13 protein-coding genes are annotated in these 13,910 nt (G+C 47.1%); 8 read left to right on the top strand and 5 right to left on the bottom strand.

Annotated elements, in window-relative coordinates; all coding sequences use genetic code 11:
- Window positions 1-39: 39 nt before the first annotated feature.
- The 3 genes from QUB70_RS16495 to QUB70_RS16485 form a co-directional block, all read right to left on the bottom strand.
- Window positions 40-753 (bottom strand): MORN repeat-containing protein, encoded by a 714-nt coding sequence (locus QUB70_RS16495; protein WP_332981950.1) that lies wholly within the window; start codon window positions 751-753, stop codon window positions 40-42.
- Window positions 754-855: 102 nt separating this feature from the next.
- Entirely contained in the window at window positions 856-1,608 is a 753-nt protein-coding gene (locus tag QUB70_RS16490; protein ID WP_332981949.1) for an MORN repeat-containing protein, read from the bottom strand.
- A gap of 183 nt (window positions 1,609-1,791) precedes the next feature.
- Window positions 1,792-3,591 carry a hypothetical protein gene (locus tag QUB70_RS16485; protein ID WP_332981948.1) on the bottom strand — a complete coding sequence of 600 codons (1,800 nt, stop codon included), beginning with the start codon at window positions 3,589-3,591 and terminating at the stop codon, window positions 1,792-1,794.
- A gap of 111 nt (window positions 3,592-3,702) precedes the next feature.
- Between QUB70_RS16485 and QUB70_RS16480 the strand changes: the two genes are divergently transcribed.
- The 5 genes from QUB70_RS16480 to QUB70_RS16460 all read left to right on the top strand — a co-directional run bounded on the left by QUB70_RS16480 (window position 3,703) and on the right by QUB70_RS16460 (window position 7,616).
- Window positions 3,703-3,867, top strand: a complete 165-nt coding sequence (locus QUB70_RS16480; RefSeq protein WP_332981947.1) for a hypothetical protein — start codon at window positions 3,703-3,705, stop codon at window positions 3,865-3,867.
- Between the two features lie 445 nt (window positions 3,868-4,312).
- Window positions 4,313-5,914, top strand: a complete 1,602-nt coding sequence (gpmI, locus tag QUB70_RS16475) for a 2,3-bisphosphoglycerate-independent phosphoglycerate mutase (RefSeq protein ID WP_332981946.1) — start codon at window positions 4,313-4,315, stop codon at window positions 5,912-5,914.
- A gap of 134 nt (window positions 5,915-6,048) precedes the next feature.
- The gene (gene secG / locus QUB70_RS16470) at window positions 6,049-6,288 is read left to right on the top strand and encodes a preprotein translocase subunit SecG (RefSeq protein WP_332981944.1); all 240 of its coding nucleotides are present in this window, start codon (window positions 6,049-6,051) and stop codon (window positions 6,286-6,288) included.
- 90 nt (window positions 6,289-6,378) lie between these two features.
- Window positions 6,379-7,110, top strand: coding sequence for a peptidase (locus QUB70_RS16465; protein ID WP_332981942.1), 732 nt, complete (start codon window positions 6,379-6,381; stop codon window positions 7,108-7,110).
- A gap of 89 nt (window positions 7,111-7,199) precedes the next feature.
- Entirely contained in the window at window positions 7,200-7,616 is a 417-nt protein-coding gene (locus QUB70_RS16460) for a bis(5'-nucleosyl)-tetraphosphatase (RefSeq protein WP_332981941.1), read from the top strand.
- Window positions 7,617-7,783: 167 nt separating this feature from the next.
- On the opposite strand, the gene QUB70_RS16455 is transcribed toward QUB70_RS16460, so the two are convergent.
- Window positions 7,784-8,353: a rhodanese-like domain-containing protein gene (locus QUB70_RS16455; RefSeq protein WP_332981940.1), complete on the bottom strand. Its 570-nt coding sequence runs from the start codon at window positions 8,351-8,353 to the stop codon at window positions 7,784-7,786.
- 327 nt (window positions 8,354-8,680) lie between these two features.
- Here QUB70_RS16455 and QUB70_RS16450 point away from each other — a divergent pair, with 327 nt between their 5' ends.
- The 3 genes from QUB70_RS16450 to QUB70_RS16440 all read left to right on the top strand — a co-directional run bounded on the left by QUB70_RS16450 (window position 8,681) and on the right by QUB70_RS16440 (window position 12,830).
- Window positions 8,681-9,400, top strand: coding sequence for a hypothetical protein (locus QUB70_RS16450; protein WP_332981939.1), 720 nt, complete (start codon window positions 8,681-8,683; stop codon window positions 9,398-9,400).
- Window positions 9,401-9,847: 447 nt separating this feature from the next.
- The gene (locus tag QUB70_RS16445; protein ID WP_332981938.1) at window positions 9,848-11,362 is read left to right on the top strand and encodes a hypothetical protein; all 1,515 of its coding nucleotides are present in this window, start codon (window positions 9,848-9,850) and stop codon (window positions 11,360-11,362) included.
- A 4-nt stretch (window positions 11,363-11,366) separates the two neighbouring features.
- Window positions 11,367-12,830, top strand: coding sequence for a DUF1802 family protein (locus tag QUB70_RS16440; RefSeq protein WP_332981937.1), 1,464 nt, complete (start codon window positions 11,367-11,369; stop codon window positions 12,828-12,830).
- Between the two features lie 33 nt (window positions 12,831-12,863).
- Here QUB70_RS16440 and QUB70_RS16435 read toward each other — a convergent pair whose 3' ends face one another.
- Window positions 12,864-13,634, bottom strand: a complete 771-nt coding sequence (locus QUB70_RS16435) for a Uma2 family endonuclease (RefSeq protein ID WP_332981936.1) — start codon at window positions 13,632-13,634, stop codon at window positions 12,864-12,866.
- Window positions 13,635-13,910 lie beyond the last annotated feature (276 nt).

The following is a 13,910-nucleotide window of genomic DNA, read 5'->3' as shown; positions in this document are numbered from 1 at the left end:
CCGTTGCTCGCTTGCTAACCGATCGCACTTATTCCCAGTTTATCGATCGAGCCGCTGGCCGTCGCGGAACACTCCCGGAAAACGCCGGCCTCTGGTATCGATAATTGTGCCTTTGCCGTGAGGCAATCCCTGGCGGAACTCTCCCTGATAGCGGATACCGTTGGAGAACGCGCAGCTACCCCTAGCATCGAGTTCTTGATTAAAGAACTGTCCCGAACACCGGGTACCGTCAGCGCGAGTGAACACTCCCGCACCTAAAGGTTTGCCCCCCAAAAATTGACCTACAAAGCGATCGCCGTTAGCAAAAATGAATTGCCCCTGTCCAGTCGGCGTACCCACTTTCCAATCCAGAGAAAACGGCCCTATATAGCGATCGCCATTAGTAAAAATAGCTGTCCCGGAGCTGATTTTGCCATCTCGGAATATGCCCTCAACGCGGGCGTCGTCCTTAAATATAAATTGTCCTCGACCGTTTGGCTGGCCGAGACGGAACTGCCCCTCATAGCGATCGCCACCGGAGTATATGTATACCCCCGTACCGCTGGGCAAACCGTTAACGAACTGTCCGATGTAGCTATCGCCATCATCGTAATCGCACCTGACCCTACCTGTAGCGATAGCTGGGACGCAGCGACCGGTTTTAGCTCCTGTTCCTTGCGCCATTGAGGGCAACGGATAAGTCGCGTAACTACCAATTCCCAACACTGATGCAACTAATACAGCAATTCCACTGGTTTTAAAACGGGAAATCATTAACTAAGTCTCTCCTACGCGCTTCTGGATATTATTTTCCTTCGTCATTTGTCTTTTGTCCGATTTCTGGTCAAAAGTTGCCTGAAAACCTCAATTTATCCTTTACGAAACTCCGAACTTGCCGTTGCGAAATACCCCCGGAAAGCGCCTGCCACTGGCATCGATCATCGTCCCGACACCGTGAGGCAGTCCCTTTCGCAATTCTCCTTCATAGCGCGTACCGTTAGGGAAAGTGCAGGAGACACTAGCGTCAAGTTCACTATTAAAAAACCTGCCGGAACAGCGAGTGCCGTCTGCGCGCACCAATACCCCCGGGCCAAAGGGCGCGCCGGCAAAGAATTGTCCTTCGTAGCGATCGCCGTTCGAGTAAAAAAATTGACCCCGCCCTGCGGGTTGGCTGCTAATGACATTAGTCGTCACGTTGATGACAACGGCGAACTCTCCAACGTAGCGCTCGCCGTTGGCAAAAACGACCGTCCCAGACCTCATCGTGCCGTCTTGGAAAACGCCTGTGTAGCGGGCATCATCCTTAAAAATGAATGTCCCTCTGCCATTTGGCACTCCATTCCGAAACTGTCCTTCGTAGCGATCGCCGTTACCGTATACATATACCCCCCTGCCATCGGGCAGGCCGTTAACGAAGTCTCCCTCGTAGTTGTCGGCCCCTTCATAATTACATTTCACTCTCCCAGTAGGAGGGTTGCCTTGGCAGACGGGAGGGCGTTTGCCTTCTTCTGGTTTTGGCTGTGGCGTTGGTTGAGCCATTGATGGCTGGGGATTCAAGAGATTAGTGGCGCTTCCGATACAAGAAGCAACTAATATCACCATCCCTAATTTTTGAATTGAACCGAGCACGATCGATCTCCTTTAACTTCAATTACTAATAGGGATTTTCTAAAAGCTAATACTCGCTGAAAAGTCGTCTATTTTTTAATCCCTCTACTAATTTTACCTTCAGGTCAGATATCTGCCCTAAATGCAAAAAGGCAAAAATTCGAGTTTTTGCCTTTAGCATTTTTCATGCTTTAATGTCAATTTTCAGCGTCGCGCTGAGCTATTAGTATTTGACAGACGGCTAATAACTGCATTGGCGGGTTGTTGTTGGCGACTTGCGGGTTTTTCGCCAACTGCTTTGGCTACCTCAACCCCGTTTTCCTCCAGAATCACGATCGGATCTGCTCCAGGCTTGACATCAACCCGCTTCACCAACACTTGCCCGTTAGACAGTCGCTGTCCTACTTTGACATATCGACTTGTTGGTTCATTCGGTACTCTGACAATCACTTGGGTCTCGTTACCAACTTTTACCACCCCGCTGACTTCAGTGCCTGTAGCTAGGTCGGTAGAAGGCGGTGGAGGAACTGTCGGCACCTGCTGTACCGGCGGGGGATTTGGGTCTACCCACTGGGGCGGGCGCTTGTCTACTGGCAGTGGCGGCAGATTCGGCACTCCTAGGGGTCTAGCCGCAATTGGCTGGGGCGGGCGCGAGGTTGCTGGACGGCGGGGATTCGTACCGGTAGTTGTTGTTGAAGTTGGACGGCTGCCCAATTGAGGCGTATTTAGCCCCGGAACTTGGCGCGGCGAGCCAATTTGCGCGCCTTCGCCTCCTGGAAAACCAGGCTGTCCGCCGCGACTGCCCAATTGAGGGGCATTGAGTCCCGGAACTTGGCGCGGGGAGCCAACTTGCGCGCCTTCGCCTCCCGGCAGAGAAGGATCTCCGGGGCCCGCTGCTATTAGCGGAGATCCCGCTGGGCGGCGCCCTACTGGCGGGGGGCTGAACCCTGGTATTTGTGGCAACGAGGCTACTTCCCGACCCAGGGCCCTCTCGCCTGCTGGCTCAGGATTTGTCGGAGTTTCGGATAGAACTGGCAGCAAAGGTGCTTTTGCGATTGTTCGCGCGTTATAGTCTTGATCGCGAAGGGCTGCATCAAGTCTATTCTTACCCTGCCGCCAAACTGCTTGCAGCAAATTTATTCGCGTCACGCAGGAAAGTTCCCCCCTTCTTACTGTCGGCGGTCGATATACCTCAATTGCCTCGGCAATTTCGGGCACTATGGAACACCGGAGAGCATCAGGAGGCGATTTTTCTCCGTAAAGGTTCCACAAGTTAGAGGCTGTCACATATTCATCCACGGCCTTTTCTATTCTTCGGTAAAATGGCCGGTTAGTTAGGAGTAACTCTCGTCTTTCTTCGTTAGTAACAGCCAATTCGCTCAGATCCGTTCGGTACTCAGAGTATTTTGTGGTGTCATCTAGCAGAGCCTGAAGCGTCCTGAATTCGCTGACAAGGCCTCTGGCTGTCGGGCTGAGATTGATTTGGGGAGCGGCTGGGCCTTTGAGCTTAGTTCCTCCAATTTGGACTGGGCGGGATAGTTCTGGCAGTTTAGGGATTGCGGCAACCAGTCGCGGTGGCAGTTTGGGCAACGGATTGGCTGTCATCGGCCCTGCTGCGACTCCGGCAGCTCCCGGAGGGATTTGAACTGCGATCGGCGGCAGCGGCCCAAAGGGGTCTGCCTGAGAAGGATTGGCTGTCAAGGGGCCTTGCGGGATCGGCGGCAGACTCAGCGTGGGATTCCTGTTCTTGTTGTCGCCGATGCCTGTTTGAGCCTGTCTGGCTCGTTCGTCTGGGTTGGTCGATCGAATTAACCCGGGAGGCTGGGCGGCTACTATTGGAGACTGGAAAGTCTGAGTTCCTGGGGTGGGGCTGGCAGAGGCTGCCGGAGATGGAGAGGCTGCCGTGGGGCTGGGGCTGGCTGTGTTGCTGGCCTCGTCGCCACCGCAGCCTCCGATCGAGAAAGCTAGTAGTCCTATAGTCGCAAAATATAAAAGTTTGTACATTGCCGATCGCCCCCAAATGCTTAATTTCAAGATATCCAACAAGGCTCTACAATTACAGCCTGTTGCCGTTTTAAGTTTATCTGTGTTCGATGTTATGCGATCGCTTGAAAATTGCCAAGTTTTCCAGCAGGGGCCGATCGGGCGATCGGGCGATCGGGAGAGGGTGCTGCCATCCAAAATGTCGAAGTGGCGATCGCGAAACAAATGGAAATTGGTCTGTTCGGTCGCGATTTCTTTGGCAATTACGATGTCAAAATTAAAAAAGATGTTGTATAATTTTATGTCTGCTGAAAGTGAGCCGACTAAAAAACCGATTTTTGCTCAACTCCCATAAAGTTATTCGCAGCCGAGTCAAGGCTCTTAAATTTATTTCTTGAGGCAGTAGCAAAACGCAACCAAGTGTGGTATTGTTCTTAGTGTTTCAAGAGCCACCGACCGACGGTTAAACTATCCGTGAAATCCGGCCGCAAAAGCACGGCCGCTGTTGGTGAGATCGGTAACAGTCTGCGACTGTGGATTCACAGTCGAAGGCAAGGCAATCAATTAAACAAGCAAAGCAGGTCGAAATTAGTTCCCAAAATGCTGTGGCTGAGGAAATTTTGGTTGGCTTTTTGGGGCCGGATCGTAGAAAATCTGTAAACTGATTAGCGGAAGATGTTCCGCAAAATCGGAAATCATGACGATCGAGAAATTAATTATTGTAAATAAATAAGGTATTCGCATGGCACAAGCGTCTGTATCTCCTGTAGTGCTGATTATTCTAGACGGCTGGGGTTATCGTGAAGAAAAAGACGGAAATGCGATCGCCGCTGCGAAAACACCAGTGATGGACAGTCTCTGGGCCGCTTACCCCAGAACTCTGATTAAAACATCGGGCCGGGCAGTAGGGCTTCCTGACGGGCAAATGGGCAACTCCGAGGTTGGTCACTTGAATCTGGGCGCGGGCCGCGTGGTTCCTCAAGAGTTGGTGCGGATCTCGGATGCCGTCGAAGACGGTTCTTTGCTCAACAACCGGGCGCTGGTTCAGCTTTGCGAGGAAGTGCGCCGTCGGGGCGGCAAGTTGCACCTGACAGGTCTTTGTTCCGAGGGCGGGGTTCACTCGCATCTGAGTCACATTTTGGGTTTGCTGAAATTAGCAAAAGCACAGGGAATTTCTGAGGTTTGCATTCACGCGATTACAGACGGCCGCGATACTACTCCGAAAGAGGGTGTAGAAGCTCTAGGAAAGATTGAAAGTTATATCGAACAGGTAGGAGTCGGTCGGATTGCGACCATCAGCGGCCGCTACTACGCGATGGACAGGGACAAGCGCTGGGATCGGGTGCAGCGCGCTTACGAGGTGATGACGACTGAGGGTGCGCCTGACGGTCGATCGGCAGTTGATGTGTTGCAGGCCTCTTATACAGAAGGAGTGACGGACGAGTTTGCAGATCCGACTCGCATTTCCCCAGGGGCGGTGGCATCCGGGGATGGGATGATTTTCTTTAATTTTCGCCCGGACAGGGCTAGAGAATTGACTCAGGCTTTTGTATCTCCCGATTTTAAGGGGTTTGAACGGCAGTTAATTGAGCCGCTGGCGTTTGCGAGTTTTACTCAGTACGACCCGAAGTTGTCGTCGGTGTTAGTGGCTTTTGAACCGCAGAATTTGAACAATATTCTGGGCGAGGTGATTTCTAAGCACGGTTTGCGGCAGTTGCGGACGGCGGAAACTGAAAAGTACGCTCACGTGACTTATTTTTTTAATGGGGGTCTGGAGGAGCCTTTTGAGGGGGAAGACCGGGAAATGGTGCAGAGCCCGATGGTGGCGACTTACGATGAGGCGCCGGAGATGTCGGCCGCTGAGGTGACGGATGGGGCGGTGGCGGCTATTGAGAAGGGCATTTATTCGTTTGTGGTGATTAACTACGCTAACCCGGATATGGTTGGTCATACGGGGAGGATGGATGCGACGGTAATTGCGATCGAAACTGTAGATAAATGTTTGGGGCGGCTGTTGGCTGGCATTATCAAAGCTGGGGGAACGGCAATTATTATTGCTGACCACGGAAATGCCGAGCAGATGTTCGATGAGGATGGGAATCCCTGGACGGCTCACACTACTAACCCGGTTCCGTTTATTCTGGTAGAAGGCGAAGGTCTGAAGATTCCAGCTCACGGAACGGATGTTCCTCTGAGGGCGGACGGTTGTTTGGCTGATATTGCGCCGACGATTCTGGAGCTGTTGAGGTTGCCTCAGCCCCCGGAGATGACGGGACGCTCTATGATTGAACCCGCTAATTTTGAAGTTCGCGCCAATCGCACTCCGGTGCGAGTCCGATTGTAGCAGGGACGCAGCAGTAGGGACAAAGGCAGTGCTGTGTCCCTACATAAATTGCGGTCGATCGATTGGATTGCGCGATCGACCTGATTTGATAAGATGATTGATTACCGATTACTAATTACCAATTACGGCTGATTATGAATATTGTTTCTGTTTTACAAGCTATCTGGTCTTTGTCTGCTTTCGGACTTGTGATTTTTGTGTTGCTGCACAGTCCTAAAGGCGATGGCATTGGAGGGATTGGCGGACAAGCTCAATTGTTTACCAGCGCCAAGAGTGCAGAAACCAGTCTGAACCGGATTACTTGGGGTCTGTCTATTGTTTTTATGGGTTTGACGGTGATTTTGAGTGCTGGTTGGTTGACCCCTAAGTTATAAGATTTGGATTTTTAACCGCAGATGAACGCAGATAGACGCAGATAATATCAAGTTCATCTGCGTTTATTTTCGTCTATCTGCGGTTAAAAAATGCGGTTGTCGAAAGTTACGGTAAAACCTCGATTGCTGGCTGGTTTGGGATTGGCTTTAAGTTGTTTTAGCCTGATAATTTTTACTCAGGTTAATACTCCGGCGGCGAGTCTTCCTCCTCTGGCGAATAGTTGGCCCAATCCACAGGTTCACCCTTTGCCGCCAACGCTGGCGAATTGGCAAGATTCAACGGATAGCGGCGATTATTTTGACCAGGTTAAGCCACCGAATTTCGGTCATTTGCTGTGGTCGAAGTTTCCAATTCAGGTTTATGTTGAGCGTCCAGTTGATGCTAATAAGTCTGAAGAATGGGTGGCGGCTGTGTTGGGTGTTGTCCGGGAATGGGGGGTTTATTTGCCTTTGGAAGTGGTGGATAATTCGGAGGTGGCTGATATTAGGATTTTACGCCGGGCTCCGCCTTTGCGTCAAGGGGTTTTGCGATCGCGCTCAGGAGAGGCTACCTATGAGTTGTACGCCCGTCGGGATGGGGATAAAACTGCTTTATCTCATCGGTTTTCGGTTTATTTGAATCCGAATCAAGTGGGTAAGTATGTTCCGGCGACGGCGCGGCACGAGTTGGGTCACGCTTTGGGAATTTGGGGCCACAGTTTGATGGAAACTGATGTGCTTTATTTTTCTCAGGTACGCAATCCTGGGCCTATTTCTGCGAGGGATGTTAATACTTTGAAGCGGGTTTACGAACAGCCGACTCGGTTGGGGTGGGAATTGTAGTTTCGGGCGAATGAAATTCGCGACTACACAAACGAAGTCCGCCTGCGCGGACTATAAGAACACGATAGTTAATAGGAAATATTAGAGTAATGAAAGATGAATGTTTTGGGATTGTGCCGATTTTTGGAAAGGAAGCTGATGCTTTGTTTTTGTTGATTCAACATCAAGCCGGACATTGGGCGTTTCCCAAAGGTCACGCGAATCCGGGGGAATCTCCAGCGGAAACGGCAAGGCGAGAATTTGAGGAGGAAACAGGTATATCTGATTTTCAAATGCTGGATGAGCCGAGTTTTACGGAACACTATTCTTTTGTTAAAAATGGGGAGCCGATTGAAAAGACTGTCACTTATTTTTTAGGTTTTGTCAATTCGATGGAAGTTGTTTTGCAAGAGGAAGAAGTTCAAAATTCTGCTTGGCTTTCTTTTGAGGAAGCTGTTAAACGGATTACTTTTGATGCAAACCGCCTCATGTTTGGGGAAGTTAAGGCATATTTGGATGGGAGATAAGACTCGGCGGTTGAAACCGCGTCTACACAAACGAAGTCCGCCTCCGCGGACTAAGAAAATTTAAGACGGATTTGGTATAATTTATGATTGATAAACCCGGTAACTTTTGCGATACCGGGTTTCTTTAGGCTCAGATTTTATGGGCGAATCTTGCTGCCAATCTGACATTATTTGTTGATTTTCTGGACTTTGGCGTGGTGTTCCAAGCGTGAGAAAACGTTGTAGGCATCGGGGCCGGGATTGTCGTGTTCGGCTGCGCCGTCGATGGGGCCGTCGATGGCTTTCCAAGCAGGAATTCCGCCTTTTAGTTCGGCTACTTTTCTAAAGCCTGCTGCGCGGAGAAGATTGGCTGCTTCGGCGGTTTGTTCGTCGGTTTCGCCGTAGATGTAGATGTCGCGAACGGGTTCTAGGCTGGATTTTGCCCGATCGACTAATTCGTCTATTGGCATCGGTTCGGCGCCGGTAATGCGACTTTTGGTTGAGCTTTCAAAATCGCGGGCGTCGATGATTGTGAGTCCGGGTTCGCCCCAATCTAGACGGGCTTTGAGGTCGTGGCTGGATGCTTGAGCTTTTAAACCGGGAGGGGTGGGAGTAAGATCGGGAAGTTTTTCTTTGATGTCTGAAATTTTGTCGGGAATAGTTTTCATCGGTAAACTGTTGTTGAATGTTTTGATTGCCATTGCAATGTAACAAGATGCCTGAGTTGAATTCGTCTTTCTAAAGGCAGAATCGGGCATTGAACTAAAGTCGCAGTTAAGCTGGGTTGCGGGTGGTTGACTAAGGTTGGGAGCGCTATATTTGTTGAGGTTGCTAGAGGGTAGCGGGCTGTGCTTCAGATTGTTTCGATCGCATTTGCTGCGGAGAATTTGAAGTGCGATCGCTCGTTTTATCCGCTATTTTATCAAAAAATTACATTTTTTTTAGTCAATCCCAATTATTTTTAAATGAAATTTGCATTATGTTGTGCCCAGCCTCGCGCCGCATTTTGCAGAAAAGTTGAGATGTTTTTCAGCAAGATTCCTGGTAAGATTTGATACTAAGAACAAGTATTTAAAGGTATGGATATGTCTGAGAAAGATGAAATTGCGGTGTCTGAGACTTTGACAGCCGAAGAGCAAGCGGTGTGGGATGCGAAGGCGAAAGTTCGGGTGCTGCTAAATTTGTGGGATTTGGGCGGCGGGAAAATGATGGTTAAAAAGGGGGATTTGACTAAGCGGATTGTGCGTACTAATGAGACGAGTGTGAGATATCAGGGTGTGCTCGGCGAGTTGCAGGAAGCTGGGGCGATCGAGTATTCGCGGGTAAATCGGGTGACGATGGTGGAATTGAGCGCGAAGGGGAAAGAAGTTTTAGCGGATGGCTTGAAAAGTAAGGATTCTCTGTTTGAGTTTGACGGTTCTCAAATCGGTACTCGGCTGGGAAATTCTTTGTTGAAGTGGATTCGGCATCAGGATGGTGCGACGAGTGTTGGGGTTGAGAAGGGGAAGGCGGATGTCGGGGCGATCGCATCCTATGACGATTTTAAGGCTGTGGCGATCGATGTGTATGACAGCTTGAACCGGGATTATAACTTAGACGATTTAGTGCCGATTTATCGGATGCGTCGGGAAATCGGGGAAAGGGTAGGGCGATCTCAGTTCAATGAGTGGCTGTTGGAAATGCAGGCTAATGACATTTTTCAGCTTATAGGTGGCAGTGTAGAAGACAGCGCTCCCGACAAAATCGAAGATTCTATCACCACAAAAGTGAACGGTTTGCGCTGCTATGTCAAGCGTTTAACCTAATTAACTTGAGTTAGTAGTGCATTCGCTCCTTTATCTTCACACGGACACAAAACGATGAATGACTTTCACTCCTCAATCCCCGACCTCAATAAAGCTATTGCAAGTCAAAACCCTTTTGACAGATCGTTAATAGTCAGGAGCAATGATATTTGGAAGCCAAGTTTTCCTGACGTTCCTTCTATCAATGCTCATGCCTCTGATGCTATCTTTCAGGCGATAGAGCAAATCCGCGCCGGGTATCGTACAGTTAGTGGCATCACGATCAAAGCTGAAAAAGGTCTAGGAAAAAGCCACCTAATTAGTCGGATTCGCAGCCGCCTTCTCGATGAAGGTGGTTCTTTCTTTGTTTATATGAGCGACGTAGACTATGGAAACTTAAACCGAGTCCACGCTAACTTTCTAAACACTTTGTCTTTAAGCCTGAAACAGATTGGTAACGAAGGCGTAATGCAGTGGCAAGAATTAGCAACTGCTTTGATCAATGAGGCATTAGGAAAAACTCTCATACCTCAAAATTTAGTCAAGCAATTTTCGGGGGCATTAGCTAAAAATCCTAAATTAGTTGATACCTTAACTGCCAAAGTGCTTCAAATTAAGCCAAACATCGAAAATCCTTATTTGATCCAGGCTATTCTGTGGACACTTTCTTCAGATAAAGTGAGCTTTGCAACCAACTGGCTGTCTGGAAAAGCCTTGGCACAGGGACAAGCTGATGCAATGGGTTTACCAAATTCTACAGAAGAGGATAAAGAAGGTGAAGCATTTCAGACTGTCTGCCAAATTTTAGACTTAATCGGTGATTACAGAACTCTAGTAATTGGCTTTGATGAGTTAGAGAGTGTAGATCGGAATGAAGCTGGTTTCAGCAGGGCGCAAGTTCTCGCGCTCTTAGTAAAAGACCTGTACGGTAAAATTAAACGAGGTGTCTTAATGACAGCTATGTTTGATGAAACTTGGCAATTTCAAATTAGAGCATTACCCCAGGCCGAGTCAGTCACAGCTAGAATGGGTGAAAAGATTTTTGATTTACAGTATTTGAATGCTGATGATGTAGTGACTCTAGTTTCTCAATGGCTCAAAGAATTTTATGACAGTAAAGGTTTAACTCCACCTTATCCCGTTTATCCTTTTCAGGAAGGTGAATTAAGAGAACTGGGAAAGGAAAAATTAATTGTCAGAAAAGTTTTAGAAGAGTGTGCTAAGAATTGGAAAGTACCTAACGATCCTACTCCACCGCCAACAGCAGCAGATCCACTCCATCAAGTTGAACTTGCTTTCAACAACGAACTGAATGCACTTGAGGGAACAATCGACAAATATTTTGACGATAGCAATATTTTAGCCGAGGCTCTATATTTGGCCTTCCTTGCAGTCAAAGGGGAGACTGTGGAACGAATGCAAGTTGAGGAGATTGAAAAAGTACAAACTAAAGCTGTAGACAAAGGTTATCTCCACTTTAGAATTCGAGGCAAAGAAAATGGAAAGTCTGTCAAGATAGTAGTAGCAGTTGTCCAAGAATCTGGGGCAAAGTTTGTCAGTGCCGCATTAAAGCGATTAATTGAGTATCAAAAGTTTGATATGACTCGCGGTTGTTTAGTTCGTTCTAAAGATGTTAAACCGAAGACTGTAGGAAAACAGTGTTTGGATAAACTTCTTTCTCAAGAACTAGGTGGAGAATTTGTCAAGCTTGCAAGTGAAGATATCAAGCCTCTCTTAGCCATTTATTTGGTCAACAAAGCTCGCACAGAGTACGATGTAACCGAAGAGAAAATACTGGAGTTTATTGTTCAGAAAAAACTCGCGACTGAAAATTATATAATTTGTGAAATTCTTAGCGATCCATCGGGTCAGATTCCTGATGGGTTAGTTGATGAAAATGAGATAGCTGAAAGTACCTTCATATCTGATACAACGGAAATTAACAACCTCGACGAAGCACTTGATAAATTATTAGGTCAATAAGTGGATGAGTTATTCTGTTTTTGTTGATACGGCTTTGCAGTTACCTGCGCCAGATGTGGAAGCCTTAATCGAAGGGCGAGTGATTGCAGCCATGCCTCGAATTTTCATCGAGCCTGGTAGGTCATTTGCCCTATATCCAGCCAATATATCGAGTAATTTGCTCCCCCAGGAGCAATACTACCGATCGAGTTTTTTACCAATTACTAAAACCTCATTTTCTCAGTTAACTTCTGAGACGATTTTGATAAAAGCTTGGGCTAAGTGCGAATTCTGCCAAATACTAAACGATCCAGAATCATTAGAGGCTGTGTCGCAGTTGACAGTCTGGACAACAGAGGCATTACAGCAAATTCTCCAGCAACGACGTTATATTTTTCTAGCTCATCTTCGCGTCTATTTGCTGCCTCAGCCGCTGGAAATGCCAGTGCATCCCAGCGGTAATTTTGTATCTTTGCCAAAATCCCTAACTGTGACTGATTCAACGCCTGTGTTGAGCGAGTCTATCTTTGCTAAACGCCGTCAAAAACTGGAAAAACTAGAGCCTCCTGAACATCCAGAATTGGAAGAGTTGCAAAGTGCATTAGTGCATTTATCCACCACCAACCCAAAAGCCAAACAACTAGACGCAGAAATCAAAATATTTCTCGGTTGGAGTAGCGATAAGCCTGTAAAACCAATCAAACCGGATTTAGCTTGGATAAAGACTATAGCAGCTTTGGGAAATCGCACCAAAGAACTAGATACAGACAAAAGCAACTATCAAGCAGGAACAGACTTTGAAATTGTAGTGCGCGATAGCCTTGAGTTTTTGGGATTTACTATAGATTATGCTCACAAAGGTGGTGCTGGTGGCTTAGATTTATTATGCTCCAAACCTTACCCCTTAGTAGGCGAGTGCAAAGCCGGTAAAAAAATCCCTAATGATACAGCGGTTCAATTGCTGAATTTAGGAACTTTACGCCTCAAAGATGCAGAAATGCTCAAAAAAGCAACTAAGTTGATTATTGGCCCTGGCGTTCCAACTACTCAACTTATGGATGCCGCAAAAGTACACGGTATGGCAATTATGAACCCTGAGACGCTTGAAAAATTGGTTAAACTGCAAAGCAACTATCCTAACTCGGTGGACTTGTTTAAACTGAAAGAATACTTAAAACCGGGACAATCTGATGATGAAGTTGCTAAATATATTGAGCAAGTAGAACAAGAAATTAAAGTGCGATCGCACTTAGTCCAACTCGTGAAAGATTACTTGGAAAAAACCCAATCTCAAAATGTGAGATTTGGCGAACTCTACGGCGTCTATGCCTACTCAAATCCTCCTCAACCTTTGTTAAGTCGAAAACAATTGCATGAAGTGACAGTCGAACTTTCTTCACCGCTGACGGGTTACTTAGGGCGAGAAAAGGGAAATGATGCGGAGGGCGATCGCTTTTATTTCCTGCGCGACTTGCGATTAGATGATTGAGATACGTCAAGGGCTATTCACGATTTCAATTTCCTACACAGAATCAGGATCTACGCCCAACTCCCGCAACTTCGCCGCCAATCTTTCAGCGCGTTGATGTTCACGATCGGCCCGTTGACGTTCCGTTGTAGGTGACTGTCGAAGTTCCTGCAACCGCCTTTGTTCTTCTTTAATTAACCTTTCCACCAATGGCGGACACAGTATTTCATCCACTGATAATCTCAAATTAGGAAATACTACAGATACGATGTCCTCACCCGGCAAGTAATCTACCTGTGAATAAACCTCATCACCTTCGGGAAATGCCATAACTCGCACCCGCTGTCTGTTTTCTGTCGGGTCAACTATGCAATATTCCGGTACGTTAGCTTGTTCGTACTCTCCTCGTTTAAGTATATAATCTGCGCGTCGATCTTTGCCAACTACTTCTATTAATAATAAAGGCGTTTCATCAAAGTCAAGGACGGCCCCTCCGGGTCGAGCAGCAACTTGTTCTAAAAGACTTTTAGTGCAAACAACTATATCAGGGATGCGGGATGAATTTTCTTCGGTTCTGACTCCCCAATTTCTTTTTACTACTAAATCAAGATTGTTTTTAGCTAGGTGATGCTGCAATTTATAAACCAAATAATCACAAATATTTATGTGTAGAATTGTAGGCATTGCTATTGGTATTAATTGACCTCTGTGCAGTTCATGTTTTATCTCGTCATCGACTTTATAAAATCGGTATTCTTCAAAGGTTAATGTGGGCGAAGTATCGAGCTGTTTTTCTTCGGTCGCTGGCACAATAGATTGAGACATATATTTTTCCCGATTTTGATAGTTTGCTATTCTATTCAATCACCCGATGTGTAAGGTGCGTCGCTATAATATTGTCTATTTAATGCAAAATATTTTTCGACCGACGCACCCTACGAATACTAAACTATTCTATTCAATCACCCGATGTGTCAGGTGCGTCGCTATAATATTGTCTATTTAATGCAAAATATTTTTCGACCGACGCACCCTACGAATACTAAACTATTCTATTCAATCACCCGATGTGTCAGGTGCGTCGCTATAATATTGTCTATT

Origin of the sequence: Microcoleus sp. A003_D6 (assembly GCF_036702825.1) — a bacterium.
In the GTDB taxonomy this organism is placed as follows: domain Bacteria; phylum Cyanobacteriota; class Cyanobacteriia; order Cyanobacteriales; family Microcoleaceae; genus Microcoleus.
Note: the sequence above shows the minus strand (reverse complement) of the source record. Positions and strands in the feature narration are given on the sequence as shown.